Origin of the sequence: Paracoccus onubensis (assembly GCF_003591515.1) — a bacterium.
Lineage (GTDB): Bacteria > Pseudomonadota > Alphaproteobacteria > Rhodobacterales > Rhodobacteraceae > Paracoccus > Paracoccus onubensis.
Genome location: NZ_QZCG01000008.1, coordinates 244172 through 261088, shown reverse-complemented (window position 1 = coordinate 261088; position 16917 = coordinate 244172). Strand labels below are relative to the sequence as shown.

16 protein-coding genes and 2 pseudogenes are annotated in these 16917 nt (G+C 59.1%); 8 read left to right on the top strand and 10 right to left on the bottom strand.

The features are described 5' to 3' along the window. Nucleotides 1-122 (top strand): annotated as a pseudogene (locus tag D3P04_RS13290) (IS5/IS1182 family transposase); the annotation flags it as partial. Here the strand turns inward: D3P04_RS13290 and D3P04_RS13285 are convergent. The 7 genes and pseudogenes from D3P04_RS13285 to D3P04_RS13255 all read right to left on the bottom strand — a co-directional run bounded on the left by D3P04_RS13285 (nucleotide 107) and on the right by D3P04_RS13255 (nucleotide 6678). Further along, a complete protein-coding gene (locus tag D3P04_RS13285) occupies nucleotides 107-649 on the bottom strand; it encodes an ABC transporter substrate-binding protein (RefSeq protein WP_119749642.1) in 543 nt (180 codons plus the stop codon). The pseudogene D3P04_RS13290 and the gene D3P04_RS13285 overlap by 16 nt on opposite strands. A 71-nt stretch (nucleotides 650-720) precedes the next feature. Continuing rightward, complete coding sequence (locus D3P04_RS13280) at nucleotides 721-2040, bottom strand: LLM class flavin-dependent oxidoreductase (RefSeq protein WP_119749640.1); 1320 nt, start codon at nucleotides 2038-2040, stop codon at nucleotides 721-723. Nucleotides 2041-2486: 446 nt separating this feature from the next. Next, nucleotides 2487-2906, bottom strand: a pseudogene (locus D3P04_RS13275) (IS5 family transposase); the annotation flags it as partial. A gap of 17 nt (nucleotides 2907-2923) precedes the next feature. Continuing rightward, the gene (locus D3P04_RS13270) at nucleotides 2924-3688 is read right to left on the bottom strand and encodes an ATP-binding cassette domain-containing protein (RefSeq protein WP_119749638.1); all 765 of its coding nucleotides are present in this window, start codon (nucleotides 3686-3688) and stop codon (nucleotides 2924-2926) included. Nucleotides 3689-4277: 589 nt separating this feature from the next. Next, on the bottom strand, nucleotides 4278-4613 hold the full coding sequence (locus tag D3P04_RS13265; RefSeq protein WP_119749636.1) for a hypothetical protein: 336 nt from the start codon (nucleotides 4611-4613) through the stop codon (nucleotides 4278-4280). Then, on the bottom strand, nucleotides 4613-5542 hold the full coding sequence (locus D3P04_RS13260; protein WP_220475332.1) for a DUF6772 family protein: 930 nt from the start codon (nucleotides 5540-5542) through the stop codon (nucleotides 4613-4615). Before D3P04_RS13260 ends, D3P04_RS13265 begins: the two co-directional genes overlap by 1 nt. Beyond that, nucleotides 5539-6678 (bottom strand): mandelate racemase/muconate lactonizing enzyme family protein, encoded by a 1140-nt coding sequence (locus tag D3P04_RS13255; protein ID WP_119749635.1) that lies wholly within the window; start codon nucleotides 6676-6678, stop codon nucleotides 5539-5541. The genes D3P04_RS13260 and D3P04_RS13255 overlap by 4 nt, the downstream gene beginning before the upstream one ends. 215 nt (nucleotides 6679-6893) lie before the next feature. Between D3P04_RS13255 and D3P04_RS13250 the strand changes: the two genes are divergently transcribed. The 7 genes from D3P04_RS13250 to D3P04_RS13220 are packed head-to-tail and all read left to right on the top strand — an operon-like array spanning nucleotide 6894 to nucleotide 13450. Then, nucleotides 6894-7652: a FadR/GntR family transcriptional regulator gene (locus D3P04_RS13250; RefSeq protein ID WP_119749633.1), complete on the top strand. Its 759-nt coding sequence runs from the start codon at nucleotides 6894-6896 to the stop codon at nucleotides 7650-7652. Then, nucleotides 7636-8418 carry an SDR family NAD(P)-dependent oxidoreductase gene (locus D3P04_RS13245; RefSeq protein WP_220475331.1) on the top strand — a complete coding sequence of 261 codons (783 nt, stop codon included), beginning with the start codon at nucleotides 7636-7638 and terminating at the stop codon, nucleotides 8416-8418. Before D3P04_RS13250 ends, D3P04_RS13245 begins: the two co-directional genes overlap by 17 nt. Next, the gene (locus D3P04_RS13240; RefSeq protein WP_119749629.1) at nucleotides 8415-9308 is read left to right on the top strand and encodes an SMP-30/gluconolactonase/LRE family protein; all 894 of its coding nucleotides are present in this window, start codon (nucleotides 8415-8417) and stop codon (nucleotides 9306-9308) included. The genes D3P04_RS13245 and D3P04_RS13240 overlap by 4 nt, the downstream gene beginning before the upstream one ends. 32 nt (nucleotides 9309-9340) lie before the next feature. Beyond that, nucleotides 9341-10585, top strand: a complete 1245-nt coding sequence (locus D3P04_RS13235) for an ABC transporter substrate-binding protein (protein WP_119749678.1) — start codon at nucleotides 9341-9343, stop codon at nucleotides 10583-10585. 10 nt (nucleotides 10586-10595) lie between these two features. Then, entirely contained in the window at nucleotides 10596-11519 is a 924-nt protein-coding gene (locus D3P04_RS13230) for a carbohydrate ABC transporter permease (protein WP_119749627.1), read from the top strand. Next, nucleotides 11519-12367, top strand: coding sequence for a carbohydrate ABC transporter permease (locus D3P04_RS13225; RefSeq protein ID WP_220475330.1), 849 nt, complete (start codon nucleotides 11519-11521; stop codon nucleotides 12365-12367). The genes D3P04_RS13230 and D3P04_RS13225 overlap by 1 nt, the downstream gene beginning before the upstream one ends. Before the next feature lie 30 nt (nucleotides 12368-12397). Next, complete coding sequence (locus D3P04_RS13220; protein WP_119749625.1) at nucleotides 12398-13450, top strand: ABC transporter ATP-binding protein; 1053 nt, start codon at nucleotides 12398-12400, stop codon at nucleotides 13448-13450. 408 nt (nucleotides 13451-13858) lie between these two features. On the opposite strand, the gene D3P04_RS13215 is transcribed toward D3P04_RS13220, so the two are convergent. From D3P04_RS13215 to D3P04_RS13205, 3 genes are all read right to left on the bottom strand, one after another. Beyond that, entirely contained in the window at nucleotides 13859-14629 is a 771-nt protein-coding gene (locus D3P04_RS13215; RefSeq protein ID WP_232844998.1) for a sulfite exporter TauE/SafE family protein, read from the bottom strand. Between the two features lie 446 nt (nucleotides 14630-15075). Beyond that, complete coding sequence (locus D3P04_RS13210; protein WP_119749621.1) at nucleotides 15076-15936, bottom strand: fumarylacetoacetate hydrolase family protein; 861 nt, start codon at nucleotides 15934-15936, stop codon at nucleotides 15076-15078. Between the two features lie 27 nt (nucleotides 15937-15963). Beyond that, nucleotides 15964-16803: an alpha/beta hydrolase gene (locus D3P04_RS13205; RefSeq protein WP_220475329.1), complete on the bottom strand. Its 840-nt coding sequence runs from the start codon at nucleotides 16801-16803 to the stop codon at nucleotides 15964-15966. Between the last annotated feature and the right edge of the window lie 114 nt (nucleotides 16804-16917).

Genomic DNA, 16917 nt, shown 5'->3' with positions numbered 1-16917 from the left:
GCTTCAACAAGCTCAAGAACGCCAGGCGTGTCGCGACCCGCTACGACAAGACGGCGGAAAGCTTTCTAGGCTTCATTGACATCACGTCGATCCGCCTCTGGCTCCGTCATTTGTCAACATGACCTAGTCCCGCACGATCCGAAAGGATTGCCATCAACCCAGGCCAAGGAAATTTGAGATTAACCGCCACGGTCATCGGATCAACCACTTCGATGGAGTCAATTGCGGCTGAAAGCTGGCTTCGATGCGGAGAATTGTTTGCCGGGTCGAGACGGGTTTCGAGATTGTATTTCACAGCCTCGGCATCGAAAGGCGTATCGTCATGGAATGTCACGCCGGACCGCAAGGTGATGACATAACGCGCACCTTCGTTTTCAACAACCCATTCGGTGGCCAATTCAGGCTGAAGACTGAAATCAGACGCAATGCTGACCAGAGAATTGTAGATCGCATACATGACCGGACGTTCGTCCGGCTGAACCCCAAGCGACGCATCAAGAGTTTTGATATTGTTCTGATGCTGGCCTACGACCATCGTGCCACCTTTTACCGGCGTTTCCGCAAAGGCAATCTTTGGGAAACCATTCAGGAATCCGCCAAAAGCAAGGGTACTCGCGCCAGCCAAAAGATGTCTTCTTTTCAAGTTCATAGTTTTTACCTCGCATGTTGTGTTGTTTTTGCTTCAAAACGTCGGGCTCCGACTATCCACTAATGGCCGTATCACCTCGTTATTCCTGGCTTTGTCTGGAGGTTTCCACGGAGTGTTTTATGCGTATATTTTTCTCTTGCGAGCCCGCGCTTGCGGAGTTCCGGGACGACGAGATTGCAGAAATCCAGCAGGCCGCCGGGCAAGGTTGGTGGCATGATGTTGAACCCGTCTGCGCCCCGGATCATGAAGCGTTCTTCCATCTCATCCACGATCTGCGCAGGAGTGCCAACGATCAGGGCGTGGCCTCTTGCACCGACGATCCGCAGGTAAAGCTGGCGGATCGTCAGCTTCTCGCGCTGTGCCGCCTGTACGATCAACTGTTGGCGGGATTTGCCACCTTCGGTCATCGGCACATCCGGGATCGGCCCGTCAGGATCGAATTTGGACAGATCCAACCCCAGACTGCGGGATAGATAGGCGGTGCCGACATCGGGATGCATCAGATCCTGCAATTCCTGATATTTTGCCCGAGCCTCCTCCTCGGTCGCACCGACAACCGGCATGAATCCGGGCATGATGGCCAGGTCGCTTTCCTGACGGCCATAACTCTTCATGCGTTCCTTGACGTCGCCGTAGAATTCCTGCGCATCGGCAAGCGCCGGACTGGCGGTGAAGATCACCTCGGCGGTGCGGGCCCCAAGTTGCCGTCCGACATCTGAGGCGCCCGCCTGAACGATCACCGGCTGACCCTGGGGCGAGCGTGATACGTTCAGTGGGCCGCGCACCTTGAAAAACTGCCCCTCATGATTGATCGGGCGCACCCGATCCGTCTCGAAATAGCGGCCAGTGGTCTTGTCGGCGACAAGCGCGCCATCCTCCCAACTGTTCCAGAGGGAAAGCACGACATCCAGAAATTCTTCGGCCCGGGCGTAACGATCGGCATGGCGGGCCATCGCATCAAGGCCGTAATTGCGCGCCTCGGCGTCGACGGTCGATGTCACGACATTCCAACCCACGCGCCCCTGCGAAATCAGATCGATCGAAGCGAATTGCCGGGCGATGTTGTAAGGCGCGTTGAAGCTCGTCGAGGCGGTCGCCACGATGCCGATATGTTTGGTCACCGCCGCAACTGCTGCGGCATGCGTAATGGCATCGAAATAAGAGGCCCGCGCCAGACGCCCGCAGGCTGCGGGGTGATCCCAGTCCCGGATCCCCGCGGCATCTTGAAAGAACAACAGATCGAACTTCGCCTCTTCAAGCGTTTCCGTCATCTTGCGGGTGATGTCGAAATCATTCCCGCCGTGTTCATCGCTTTGCGGATGACGCCATGCGGCGATATGGTGGCCGGTTTCATAGAGAAATCCACCCAGACGGATCTTGTCTTCACGCAATAATCTAATCCCCTGCTTCGCATCGAATTACCGACCACTTCAGATGGCCGGATTCACTTGGTCCATGGATGCTGCGTCATCCAATGTATCGCCAGTTCCCCGAGCACCGGCACCATCGGCAAGCCACTCTCCGAACAGCATATCAAACCGCCATACCCCAACCTTCCAGCGAGGCTACAACACAGCCTCTGCTGCCCATAAATGACTTTTCGTAATGCAATGATGCCATATCAAGATGGTCCGCAAAAAAACCGAGCCAACGAACAGAACCCACGACGCTGGGGGGATGTGCGCGATTAAAATTGGATTTCCGCCGCATCGCCAACCGCATGGCACAACACCGGATCCAACCCGCACAAATCATCGCATGGTCACTTTGGCCAAGGGCTCATCAGGTGGCGGCAAGACGCGCCCATATCAAGCTTAAATGCAACTGTAATGCCAGGTCATGTTAACAAATTGCGGAACCCGAGCCGGATGGACGTTATGTCGATGAAGCCCAGAAAGCTCTCCGCCGTCTTGTCGTAGCAGGTTGCGACAAGACGGGCGTTCTTGAGCTTGCTGAAGCATCGCTCGACTAGATTGCGCAGGCGATAGAGTGCCCGGTCCACGCCAACACGCTTTTTGCGGGACTTGCGCATCGGGATTATGGGTAGCATTTTTCGCTCCTCCATGGTCGCTCTGATGCTGTCGGCATCATAGCCCCGATCCGCCAGCAACATGCTTGTTTGGGGCAGTTTTTCCACCATGACCATGTCGAAACCGAGATAATCGGATGTCTAGCCCGGCGTGATCTTCGTCCTCATGGACAAACCATGCGAGTTGACGAAGCGGTGGATCTTGTTCGTAAAGCGTAAGCGGTGTCGGAACCCCGTTGGTTGTTTCAGTTTGACGGCTTTTGGAATACCCACGGCATGAGGTCGTCGATACGTGACGCGGGATCACGGGCCGCCGCATCCAGCTCCGTGTCTTTACGCTGGCGGAAGGCACTGAAATTTCCGCCATATCGGCTCGCACCGAGCGATGTCAGCTCGACGATGGCGTCCATTTCCTCCACAAGCTCACGATCATGGCTGACGATGATCGCCCCGCCTGCCCAACGCCGGATGAGGTCGATCACCGCCTCGCGCCCGTCACGGTCGAGATTGTTCGTGGGCTCGTCCAGCAACAGGAAGTCCGGCTCCGCAAGGATTACTGAGGCAAGGGCAGCACGACTACGCTGTCCGCCTGAGAGTGTCGCAAGCAGTGTACGCGACTCGATGGACAGGCCACAGCGCAAAAGCGCGGCCTCGATCCGCCTGGGCAATGTCCAGTCCGCATCGGCCAGTTCATCGGTCTGAGCCAGCCCTGCCTCGGCCCGGTCCAGCAAATCAAGGGCGGACTGAACACCGAACAGGTCGGCGATCGTGTCGTCAGGATGACCCATCACATCCTGACGCATCATCGCCATGGCACCAGAAATCTGCACCTGACCCGAGGCGGGATGTAGATCGCCGGAAATCAGGCTCAGAAGCGTGCTTTTGCCAGAGCCATTGCGCCCAAGGATGCCGGTCCGTTCGGGACCGAAGCTCAGGTTGAGGTCCTTGAAAAGCGGTGTGCCGTCAGGCGTGGACCACGACAGGTTGGAGAGGGAAACGAATACAGGCATGGATCTGGACTTCTCGCGGCAAAATCGAGGGGGTAAAGGCGGCGAGGTTCAGATCCATAGCTATAGTTTCTCTGTTAGGATGACTTGAAGGTAGTAATCGTTCGACAATTTTGCAACCCAGAGCCGGCCGGCAGCTTTGCGGCGTGCGCATTGGATCAAGCTTCCTGACGCGGTGGTCCGGGCCGCGGCGCAGGTGTTAAAGGCCCCATCGTTCCCCGTCGCCAATTGACCTTGTGTCACGCCGCTGTCTCCAGCATCCCTTTGGCCGATATCGACCTAACATCGGGAATGGCGTTTTTGCGCGGACGGCCTCTTCCAGTGGCCAAGGCGATCATCGCGACATCGGTAGGGTAGACCTTCTGCCTGAAACGGCTTTTCCTTATACGTCTGCTTCTTCACGGTTGAGCAGGCTGTACTTCAGACTGACGGAGCGCGCGGAGGGCGGGTCAGGGCGAAGAACCGATTTTTGTGCTGAAGCCGACTTAGGCCCAGCCATACGGCATCGCCTACGCAGTGGGCTCCCTCTGGATGGGCGCACTGCGCGATCATCCACAGCATCAGTTCAGGCAGACATTGCAGATCGGGATTTTCAGGCCTTGAGGTGCAAAGTCACCAGAACCGTTGTCGCGGCGCCATCGGGCATTTGGGTCCGAAGGCGAAGCCAATTGCCGAAATGAGTTATTCGCGCCACGGCAAGCCCGTCCTTTTCGGCGGGCATCGTCAGTGTGCTGCCTTCGGGGAGCCAACGCATGCCGTCCGGGGAAATTTCGATGACCGCCTCTGGCTGTCTCCCGACCGGGGTCCTGAGAGCGCGGACGAACAGCACCGCTTCGCGGGCCCAGCCTGCCTCATAGGGTTCGGTGGCCGCTTCGCCGGTCCAGGTTTCGTTACGTGCGAGGATGGCTGTTATATTTTCCGGCAGCATCAGAAATCCCCCGAAATGCAGACTGAATCGACATAGAGAAAAGCGCGCTTGGCGACATCCGTTTCGGCGAAAAAGCAGAAATTCAGCATGCACCACAGGTTCTTCATGGCGGGAATGCGCATTGGCTCGAAACCCGAGATGTCGAATTCACGGTCATTGCAGCGAAAGCTTGTCGCCCGCATGTCGGCAAGGTCAAAGTCGAAGCGGATGTAGTTCCAGTTCACCTTGGTCGCGATCTCATTGTAGCACAGGCGTTGATCGCCGTTCGGCAGGTCCTCCCATCCGTCTGGCGCAAGATGGTAATGTGTCGCCGTCTTGTCGGTGTCACCCAGCTTGCGCATCTCCGAGAGCTGCGACTTGAACTGCCATTTCTGCACATGCTTGCCGTTTCCGGCGTTTAGAAAGCGCATATGCGGCATGACACGCTCGACCCCGTGATCGCGGTCGCCGCCCTGAAGGTCAAACAGAAAACCGAAGGAGCGCACATCGGTATCGCCCAGCTTCAGCTCTGTTGCCTCGGGTTTGAAGGTGACATAGGCCTCGAAACGGATCGGCCCGCGTTCGCGCATGGCCAGCCGCTTGATTGCCACGTTCTGCGCGCCGGGGCGGGGACGGGTGGCGATCTTCAGGGCATAGGAACTGTCGACTCCGCCATGCGAGCCCGCATCCCAATGACCCAGTGTCGAAAGCATCGCGGAGGTGTGCTGCGCATAGCCCGGAAGCATGCTATCCAATGTGTCCTCGTAGTTGCCGACCAGTTGCGACCAGCCACAATGACCCCGTGAGAAATCGTCATGGCTGATGATCCGCCGCAACGGTTCGAACCGGCTGAGTTCCGGATTGGAAAGGCGCATTGCCCTGAGCAGGGTTGCTTCGAGATCGTCGGTTGGCGGGGCGTTCAGCATATGCGTCTCCATGAGGTCTGTCATTCGGGACTGCGCAGGCGGGCGACCGCGTCCCAGTTTATTTCGAGCCCCAGGCCCGGGGCCTGCGGCACGTCGAGCGTGCCGTCCTTTTGCCGTATGCAGCCGGGGGCGAGATCGGCGAGTTCGGTCTTGAACGGGCTGCGGTCGCCTTCGCATTCCATGATACGAAAGCCGGGCAAGGCGGCGGAAAGATGTACCGAAGCGGTTTCGCAGATGATGCCGGACATGCCGATATGCGGTGCGTAACCAATGTCGAATGCCTGTGCGAGTTCGGCCATTCTCCGGGTCTCGGTGATGCCTCCGGCGCGGGCAACATCGGGCTGAAGGATGGAGAGCGTGCGGTTCATGACCAGCCGTTTCGCCTGATCGACCGTGAAGTTGCTTTCTCCGGCGGCAAGCGGCACATCGCAGCGGCGGCGCAATTCCTCGTAGCCCTGCTCGTTCTCGGGGGCCAGTGGCTCTTCGAACCAGACGTAACCGCAATCCGCGAGAGCGCGGCCGACCTGAATCGCCTCGTCGAGGTCATATGCCCAATTCGCATCGACGCAGAGGGCGATATCGTCGCCGGCTCGCTGTCGCATCAGTTCGATCCGGCGGCGGGCATCCCTGACCGGGCGGGCCATCTTGACCTTGATCTGCCGGAAGCCTTGCGCGATGAGTGCGTCGAGCTCCTCTTCCATTTTCGGATCTTCGCGCCAGTTAACGGCGGCGGCGTATATATCGATGCGTTCGCGCCCAACTCCGCCCAGCAATGCGTGGATAGGCAGTCCCGCGATCTTGCCCAGGATGTCCCAAAGCGCGATATCGATTCCCGAAATCGCCTCGATCAGCATGCCGCCGGCGCGACCCGACAGGGCCCGGCGCATCGTTGCCCAATGCGCGGCGATATTCTGCACCGGCTGCCCCAGAAGTCGGGGTTTCAGCGACGTCTCTATCAGTTCGGCATAGGCGCGCGGCGCGAAGCGGGCCAATGTCTCGCCGACACCGGTGATACCTGCGTCGGTGCGTATTTCCACCAGCACGATCGAGACTTCGGAATAACTGCCCCACGAGGTGATGGTCGGCTGCGGCAGCCGCTGTGTCAGGGGGTGGGCAATCACGTCGGTGATGCGGATTCCCGATTGGCTGCCGGTCGTCATCTGGCCGTCCTTCCTGCCGGATTGCCCCCAGTGTCGTGGGCCGATGGGCTGGTGGATGTCGTTGGCTTCCCCGACGGCTGCGCTGGCATGGCGTAAATCCCTGGCTCACTGAAATTGCCGATTATGTAACGTGATCTTTCTAACTAAGCAACCTATAAACATAGTTGCTATGTTGACTAAGCTGTGCTACCCAATGGCGGAGATGAGGGAACTCCATGCCTGATAACGTGAGTGACAAGCCGCTTTTTTCTGCCAAGCTTTTGACCCCGCCGCGCCTTGCGGACACGGTTTCAGAGGCGATCGCGACGGCGCTTTTCGATGGGCGCATCACGCCGGGTGATGAGCTGCCGTCAGAGGGTGAGATCGCGCGAGAGTTCGGCGTCAGCAAACCCATCGCACGCGAGGCGTTGCGTCAGCTTTCGGGTGTGGGCCTCATTCAGACGCAGCGTGGTAAGGTCGCTCGCGCCACGGCGATCACCGGAGAACCGCTGGACCGCATCTATGGTTATGCTGTCCGATCGAGCCTGGCGCGGTTGCGTGAAGCCAACGAGATGCGCCATCTTTTCGAGACCGGGATCGCCCGGCTTGCGGCGGAGCGGCGCGCAGAGAAGGGCGTCGCCGAGATGCACGAAGCGGTGCGGGAAATGCGCGAGGGCGTCGGCAAACCGGAGATCTTCATCGAGGCCGATATCGCCTTTCATCTGGGCATGGCCGAGGCCACGGGCAACACGATGATCCGGATGCAGGCGGAGGGTATGCGGTCGGTTCAGCGTGAAGTGTCTGAACTGTTCTCGCGCCGCTCGAACCGCAGCCCGACGGATTGGGACGCGACCGTCGTGCGGCATGAAGATCTTTTTGCCGCCATTCGCGATGGCGATGGCGCGAAGGCGGTCGAGATGATCGACAGGCATTACGAGGCCGCCGATATCGCCTCTTTCGAGGTCGCGGGTGACATGGATGGCGATGATGCCTGAGATCGGCTTGCTGCAAGGGCGTCGTGCGCTTGTGACCGGGGCGGATCAGGGGATCGGTCGGGCCATTGCCCGGGCGCTGCATGCGCAGGGCGTGGAGGTGGTGATACATCACCTTGGCGGTGCCGATCACGTGCGGAACACGCTGCCGGATGCCGAAACACACGAGGCGGATTTCACCCTGCCAGGATCGGCTGAGGCGCTGGCTGAGCGCGTATTGGAGAATGGCCATATCGACATTCTCATTGCCAATGCGGCAATCGAGCGGCGGGGAGACTGGCGGAATGTCACGCCCGGCACGGTGGCCGATCATGTGGCGGCGAATTTCACTTCGCTGATGACGCTTTGCCAGCGTTTTCTGCCTCGGATGACAGAACGAGGCTGGGGGCGCGTGGTGGCTGTGGGTAGCGTCATGGCGGCGCGGCCTCGGGCCGAGACCATCGTCTATGCCTCGCTCAAATCGGCGCAGCTTACGGCTTTGCGTGCACTTGCGCGTGAGGTCGCGGGGGCAGGGGTGACGCTGAATTCCATCGCTCCGGGCGCCATAGAGACCGAGCGCAACGCCGCGAAATATGCCGATTCCGACTTCATGGCGGCAGTCACTGCCAAAATCCCGGCGGGCAGGCCGGGACGCCCCGAAGATTGCGTGCCGCCGGTGCTGATGCTCTGCTCCGAGGCCGCTTCCTATATCACCGGGGCAGAGATCCCGGTCGATGGCGGCTGGACCCTTGGCGATGCGCCGGGTGCTTTGCCGGAGGGCAGGAGATGAAGCTGACGCCCGAAATCAGGGTGCTTCATCGGGGCCCGGACATGGTGGGGGAAGGGCCGATCTGGCATCCCGAGCGCCGGGAGCTGCTTTGGGTCGATATCCTTGCCCGGATGCTACATCGGATGCCGCTTGAGGGGGGCGAGCCGCGCAGCGTGACCTTTGACATTCCCCCCGCCGCACTCGCTCTTGACACGACGGGCAAGGTGATCGTCGCGGCCGGCACCGGATGGTACCGGCTTGAAGACGATGGCCGGCTGACCGCGCTCGCCGCACCCTCGGGATCGGGAGAGGGCTGGCGCATGAATGACGGTTGCACGGATCGCGACGGTCGCTTCTGGACCGGACGGATCGAGGAGCCGAGGGGTTCGGGGGTGGAAGGTTGCCTCTACCGGCTGGATGCAGCGGGCGCCGCGCCCGTGCTTGGCGGATTACGGACGCAGAACGGGCTAGCGGTTTCGCTGGACGGGACCACGCTTTATCTTTCGGATAGTCATCCGGAGGTGAATGCCATCTGGGCATTCGATCTCGATCGGGCGACTGGCGCATTATCGAACCAGAGGGTTTTCCACAAACCCCGGGCGGGCCGCGCCGACGGCGCCGCGATCGATGCGGAGGATTGCTACTGGTTCGCGGAGATTGATGCCGGACGTCTTGTCCGCCTGGCTCCTGACGGGCGGGTGATCGCGACTGTGGAACTGCCAGTCAGCCGGCCTACGAAACTGGCTTTTGCCGGGCCTGACCTGCGCACCATCTGCGTCACCAGCATGTCGATTCTGCCAGAGGACCGTGATCCGGCACGAGAGCCACTCGCTGGCGCGTTATTGGCATTCGAGGTTGAAACCGCGGGCGCATTGCCGACGCCTGTCTCGGTCCTGCCAGGACAGGATTGATAATACCGAACGAAAGAATGGGAGGAGATCAGATGCACCCCAGGAGACTTGCCGCGACGACGTTTGCGGCCATGACGTTCATCACCGCACCGCTTGCGGCGGAAGAGCTGCGCTTCACGCTCTGGACGGGAAATGATGCCCATCTGGCGATTTTCAACGAGATCGCCGAGGGCTTTACCGAAACCCATCCAGATGTGACGGTTTCGTTCGAGTCCATTCCCGCAGCGGATTATACGCAGAAGCTGACCTTCCAGCTTGCGGGCGGCAATCCGCCCGATCTGGGCTGGATGTTCGAGGATGTGATTCCCGGTTTCGTCGAGGCGGGTGTGGTCGAGGATCTGCGCCCGGCATTGGAAGCCGCCGAGGGATACGAGCTGGAAGATTTTTCCCAACCAGCGATGGCCCTCTGGAGCGAGAAAGATGCCATTCACGGCGTCCCGTTCTCTACCTCGCCCTTCATGATCTATTACAACAAGGCCATGTTTGATGCCGCCGGTCTTGAGACGCCGCCCGAACTGGCCGCGAAGGGCGAATGGGACATGGAGAAATTCCGCGAGGTCGCGGCGGCGCTTGCCAAGGCGAATTCCGGTAAATGGGGGTTCGAATTCAAGGACGGGCAAGCTTACGATTCGCGTATCCTGCACGCGATCATGCCCCCGATCCGCGCCTATGGCGGCTATGCTTGGCGTGACGGAGATTGCGGTTTCGACGAACCGGAAGCCGTCGAGGCGATCACCCAGTTGCATGATATGGTCTTCGAGGACAAATCCATCGTACCACCCGGTGAGCAGGGGGATTTCTTTTCAGGAAATTCGGCAATGACCGTGAACCAGATCTCGCGAGCCTCGCTGCTGGCTGATGCCGATTTCGAATGGGGCATCGCGCCTTTGCCGACAGGCCCCGCAGGAGCTTCGCCGATCATCGGGCAGGCCGGGATCGTGGTCTTTTCTCAGAGCAAGAAACAGGAATTGGCCAAGGAGTTCGTGGCCTATATGACCAATCCCGAGAATTCCGAGCTTATGGCGGAATTCTTTCCTCCCGCCCGTCTTTCGGTACTGCAAAGCGATACCTTCGTCGCCGCCAATGATCTGATCCCCAGCGAGCAGATGGCCTATGTCGGCAAGGCGATCGAGGAAGGGAACGTGTTGCCCAGCCATCCGCGCTACGCCCAGATCTACGCGGCGATGAAGCCGCGCATGGACGCGCTCTGGCGTGCGGACGCCGATGTCCAGGCTTCGCTCGAAGCGGTTTGCACCGCGATCGAAGACCAATTGTGAGCGCGGCGGCATGACGGGCCATATTCGGACCGGGACCACGGCGACGCGCGCGCCGTGGCTGACCCTTCGTCGCAGGGAGATGTTCGAAGGCTGGCTTTTCGTCAGCCCGACTGTCATCGGGTTCCTGATCTTCTTTCTCGGGCCATTGATCGCGGTCATCATCTATTCGCTGTCGGAATGGAACCTGCTCAGCCAGCAGATGACCTATATCGGCACGGCGAATTACCGGGACGCGCTGATCCAAAATCCCGACTTCTGGCATGTCATCCGCAATTCGGTGATCTTCGCCGCCGGGCTGGTGCCATTGAACATGACCCTCGCCCTCGCTCTTGCCCTCGCGCTTTGTCGTCCGGGACGAGGCGTGGTGTTTTTCCGCACGGCCTTCTTTGCGCCGGTGGTCACCTCGGCGGTGGCATGGGCCATCGTCTGGAAGTTCCTGCTTCAGGGAGAGGCGGGGGCGGTGAACCAGATGCTGGCCGTGATAGGGATCGACGGACCCAACTGGCTGCGAGAGCCCGATTGGGCCATGGCGGCGGTGATCGTCACCCGCGTGCTCAAGATGGTCGGACTGAACATGATCCTTTATATCGCCGCGCTGCAATCCATTCCCCGTGATTATGAAGACGCCGCGCGGCTGGAGGGCGCGGGAAACTGGCAGATCTTCCGCATGGTGACATGGCCCCTGCTCGCGCCCAGCACGCTGATCATCATGGTGATCACCACGATCGGGTCGTTCAAGGTCTTCGACCATATCTATCTGATGACCGGTGGCGGCCCCGAGAATGGCACGCTGGTGCTGGCCTTTTACATCTATGAGCAGGCATTCGAGTTCTTCAATGTCGGCTATGCCTCCGCGCTGGCGATGATCATGTTCGCGATCGTTCTGGTGTTGGCGCTGGTGCAGATCATGTTGCGGCAGAAAGGATCCGCGTGATGGAACTGACGATACGACAGGCCGCCATCGTCAAGAAACTGTGCTGGACATTGGCGCTCTCGGTGGTGGCGGTGCCGTTTCTTTTCCCGTTCCTCTGGATGATCTCCTCGGCATTCAAGAACGCGAATGAGATTTTTGGTCAGCCCAATCTCATCCCCGATGTCTGGCGGTGGCGCAACTTCGTTGAGGTCTTCGAGTATCAACCCTTCGCGCGACAGTATTTCAACTCGATCTATATCGCGGTTCTGGTGACCGGCCTGACGCTGATCCTGTCTTCGCTCGCGGGTTATGCTCTGGCGCGGATGCGTTTCGCCGGTGCCGGATTGCTGATGCTCTTCCTCTTGTCGGCGCTGATGGTGCCGGAAGAGGTGACCATCGTGCCAAACTTTTTTCTGATGAAGTGGCTGGGAGCGATGGATACGCATATCCCGCTCGTCCTGTTGCCGGTCTTCGGACCGCATGGGGTGATGGCGACCTTTCTGATGCGGCAGTATTTCGTGTCGCTGCCCAAGGAGCTTGAAGAGGCGGGAAAGATGGACGGGCTCTCACGCTTGGGGATCTGGTGGAAGATCGCCCTGCCAATGTCGCGCCCGGCGCTGGCGGCGGTGGCGATCATTACCTTCCTGTTCTCGTGGAATCTTTTTCTGGAACCGCTGGTTTTTCTTTCCAGTATCGAGAATTTCACCCTGCCGCTGGCGCTGTCGAATTTTACGGATCCCTATGGTTCGCCGCTTTGGCACCTGCAGCTGGCCGCCACCAGCCTGGCCGTGGTGCCCATCCTGATTGTCTATCTGATCGCACAGCGGCAAATTATCGAAAGCTTTGCAATGTCCGGGGTGAAGGGCTGATGCCCCTCTTGAAACACGGAAAGGTATAACATGAGCAGTCTGAAACTCAGAAACATGACCAAGACGTTCGGCAAGACCAAGGTGATCCACGGCATCGATCTCGATGTTCTGGAAGGCGAATTCGTGGTCTTTGTCGGCCCGTCGGGCTGCGGTAAATCGACCTTGTTGCGGATGATCGCCGGACTTGAGGATATATCAGGCGGCGAGCTCTGGATCGGCGGACGGCAGGTGAATGAGGTGCAGGCCGCGCGTCGCGGGGTGGCCATGGTGTTTCAGTCCTACGCGCTCTATCCGCATCTCACCGTGCGGCAGAACATGGGCTTCGGTCTCAAGGTGCGCAAGGAAAAGCCCGACAGCATCGCGCGTAAGGTAGATGAAGCGGCCATGACGCTGCAGCTTGAAAAACTGCTCGATCGCTATCCGCGCGAGCTTTCCGGTGGGCAGAGGCAGCGGGTAGCCATCGGCCGGGCCATCGTGGGAGATCCGAAAGTATTCCTATTCGACGAACCGCTGTCCAATCTGGATGCCGAATTACGCGTGCATATGCGGGCCGAGATCGCATCCCTGCACCGCCGGCTGGAAAATACCATGATATATGTCACTCATGACCAGATCGAGGCGATGACGCTTGCGGACCGGATCGTCGTCCTGCGCGACGGCCGGATCGAGCAGGTGGGCAATCCGAAGGAACTCTACGCCCATCCGGACAATATCTTTGTCGCGCAATTCATCGGCAGCCCGAAGATGAATATCTGTTCCGCTGACGCGCTTGCCCCTGAATTGACCCGCGCCGGGATTCCGATGGAAGGCGTGGAGCAGATCGGCCTGCGGCCCGAACATTTGCGGATCGTGCCCGACGGTGGACTCATAAATGGGCAGGTCGCGCTAAGTGAATATACCGGGGGCGGATCGCTTCTCCATGTAGAGATGGAGGGGGCGGGAAGGTTCCTCGTGCTTTCGGAAGGGCAGGAGGGGCCGCAACCCGGCGATGAGGTGCAACTTGATTTCGACACCGCGAACCTCCATCGCTTCGATGCTGAGGGACGGTCACTGCAAGCTGCGCGTGAGCCGGTCCCTGCATAGGGTCATGGGCGACCGTTCGCCGTTCCCGTCATGCTGAAAATGGTCTGAATACACAGATCACCCCCATTGAAGTAGGAGTTTGTCCGATCTGGAGCCGCATTGCATCAGGGATACGGTTACCAGACCCGCACCAACCGGTAAAAGGACCCGCTGTCATCGCGCCGGTCCGATCTGTTGCTCTAACCACCAGAACCTCGAGGTGACGCCAGCCACAAGCGATACTTCTGGCTGAAAGCTCAGCAAATGCGATGCCTTCCCCCTTCTTTCCCACGGTGTGAATCGGCTTCGATGTCTGACCCCGCCCTCATTTGGAAATTCAACGGCTTATTACGCCTATCGGCGCCAAGACCTCACGCTGATTCACATTCGGCTCTCAGCCAATTTGTGCAATAAGGCCCGTTTCCTCTGTCATGATAGCCTGAAAAGATCAACGACACCGGCAATCACTAGCCTGGCGGCGACAAGCAACAGGATCGTGTCGAGGATGCGGCGGAACCATCTGTCGTCGAGCCGATTCAGCACCATCCGGCCGGCCAGCGTCCCGGCGAAACCGCAGATCATCATTGCGGCTATGAACGGCAGCCAATCGGCAAAGGCAAAGCCCAGTAGTCCGAAAGTTATCGTCTTGATGCCGTGCTGAACGGTCATCAGTGTTGCGTGGGTGGCGACGAAGCCATGTCGGGGCAGTTTCAGCGCCTTTGTATAGACCGCGACGAACATGCCGGTCGCGCCGAAGAACATCGTCAGGAAGGACGAAAACGCGCCAACCAGAACGGGCCAGTCACGCAGCTGCCGGGGCGGGCGGCCCAGCACCGACCAGATGATGAACAACCCCACACCGGTTTGCACGAGCGCAGGTGGCAAGCCGATGACCAACATTCCTCCGCTTGCCGCACCGATGATCGAACCCAGGACAAAGGTCGGAATGGCTGGCCAGTGAACGTGCTTCAGAGTCAGCGCGGCGCGGCCCAGATTCGAGCCGGCCTGGATAACGCCATGCGCGGGGATCAACGCAGCCGGAGGAACCAACGAGGCCATGATAGCCAACAGAACTGCACCGCCACCCAGTCCGAATGCCACCGTGATGAACGACGCCACAAAGCTCGCCGCCAGCAGCGCAGCCATTGCGAGTTCGCCGACCCCCGATGGTGCCAGTATCTGTAGAAACGTTTGGATCACGGCTTTGTCTCCGGTCTTGAGATTGCGCTAGCCTGTTCCGCCAGAAACTCGGCGGTGAAAGACGGTCGGGATGAGCGGAAGGTTTGATTATCGCGTTTGTTTCGTTTGTTCCGCAAGTGCAGAAGATCGGGTGCTACCCTTTCACGACATTCGGCTATCGCGCTGCATTGCTTTCACTTCATCTGCAAGATTCAGCAGCCGTTTTCTCCGAAGCAGACTTTCAACTGCCGGTATGGCGCATCAGGATGCTGTGGGCTGCGCAGCGGGCAGCAATGTACAGAAAGCAATTCGCTAAAAGTGCGAGCACAGTTGGTGTAAGCAGCGTCAGGCGGCATTCGGGCGGTTTGTGACTGCTTCGGACATTGCACAGCGGTTACTTGCAACTATGGAGATGTGGAAAAGGCGCGTATCCATACCCGCCTCTCGCATGGTTCTTTTGGGCAAGATCATCTGAAGGTATTGGTCAGTGTTCCCAGTCCCGTTATGCCCATTTCGACTATGTCACCCGACTGAAGAAACTTGGGCGGGTTGAACCCGATGCCAACGCCAGCCGGTGTCCCGGTCGCGATAATGTCTCCCGGCATAAGCGTCAGCCCTGCCGAGATCGTGGCGACCAGACTGGGAATGCTGAAGATCAGGTCGCGCGTGTTTGCGTTCTGGCGTATTTCGCCGTTTACGCGTGTCTCGAGATCCAGGTTTTCCGGTTCTATCTCATCGGCGGTCACGGCCCAAGGTCCCATCGGGCAGAACGTGTCCAGTGACTTGCCTAAGAACCATTGCTTGTGCTGCTTCTGACGGTCCCGGGCGGTCACATCGTTGATGATCGTATAGCCCCAGATATGCTCATACGCCCGCTCGGCCGCGATGTTCTTGCCGCGCTTGCCGATGATCAGGGACAGTTCAATTTCGTAATCGACGGAATCGGTTATGTCGGCGTGCAGATCGACATCCTGTCGAGAGGCGATGACGGTTGAGGCAGGCTTGGTAAAGACGGCAGGAAATTCGTCGATTTCTGCACCTTTCTTCGCCCCCGCCTCATAGCCGCTGCCGGCAAATTCGCGGGCATGTTCCCGGTAGTTCTTGCCCACGCAGAAGATGTTGCGCCGCGGTCGCGGGATCGGAGCGAGAAGTTCGATATCGTCGATTGGAATCGCCTCGCCCTTGGGTTGAAGCGAGAATTTCAAGCTGTCGAATTGTTCGATGAGACCCACGAGATCACCACGGTAGCCGTCAAGGGCACGAACCATGTCATCTTCGACCAGACCCAGAAGTTCTTCGCCGCCATCGCGGTAGCACACAAATTTCATTCTGTCTTCCTTTCTTGATACACCTTCTCAATGATCTCCGACTCGATACAACTGCTTGGGGCGCGTGTAGAACGCATGCAGGATCTGGTAGGCAATCATGAAATTCTTCTGCGCGAACGAAGCATGAGAAATACCGGGCATCACCGCGAATTCCTTGTCGGCGTTCGGCAGAAGTGCAAAGAAATCCAGCAGGTCTTCCATGCTGGCGATGCCGTCGTATTCACCGCGCATAATTGCCACCGGCATGGCCAGCTTGGCCGGATCGACAAGCGGCAGGTTCGCACACATGTCGATATAGGTGCCGTTCGGCATGGAATCGTCCAGTTCCAGCACCTGGTCGATGAATGGCTGGGCGAAATCGTCGTGGACTGTGCCGGGGTGGTCGCGGTTAAAGATTGACCACATGAATTCGGCATTCTGCGGGCGACGCGTGGTGCCGCGCCACTGGTCCAGTTTTGTCCGGCGCTGTTCCAGCGTGGGGCTTCCCTTACCGGTCCAGACCATGGCATCCAGTGCGACGCGGGCAACGCGGTCGGGATTGCGCTGCGAAAACAGGGCAGCGCGCAACGCGCCCGACGAGATGCCATAAACCAAAAGCGGTCCCTCAACGCCCTGATCGGCGATATATTCGGCGGCAGCCAGCGCATCGTCGGCCCCGTCGCTGATTGTGGCCAGCACGTCGTCGCCCTTGTAGGACCGACCATAACCTCGACAGTCGAAGCACCAGGTGTCAAAGCCGCGGCTGGCGAACCAGTTCATCACCGAAGCGTAGGGTTTGCTCTCGACCTGAAGATCGAAGGTTGGCTGGCTGGCCATGGACGAGCCGTGGACGAACAGGATGGTTCCGCGGGACGGACCGTCGAACACCCTGGGTTTCTGCCAGATGAACAGCTTCTGACCCTGCGACACAGACTCGTGGGCAATGCCCTCTACGGCCTCGGCAGTATATAGCTCATCCATTTTGCCCTCCTTTTGAAATGA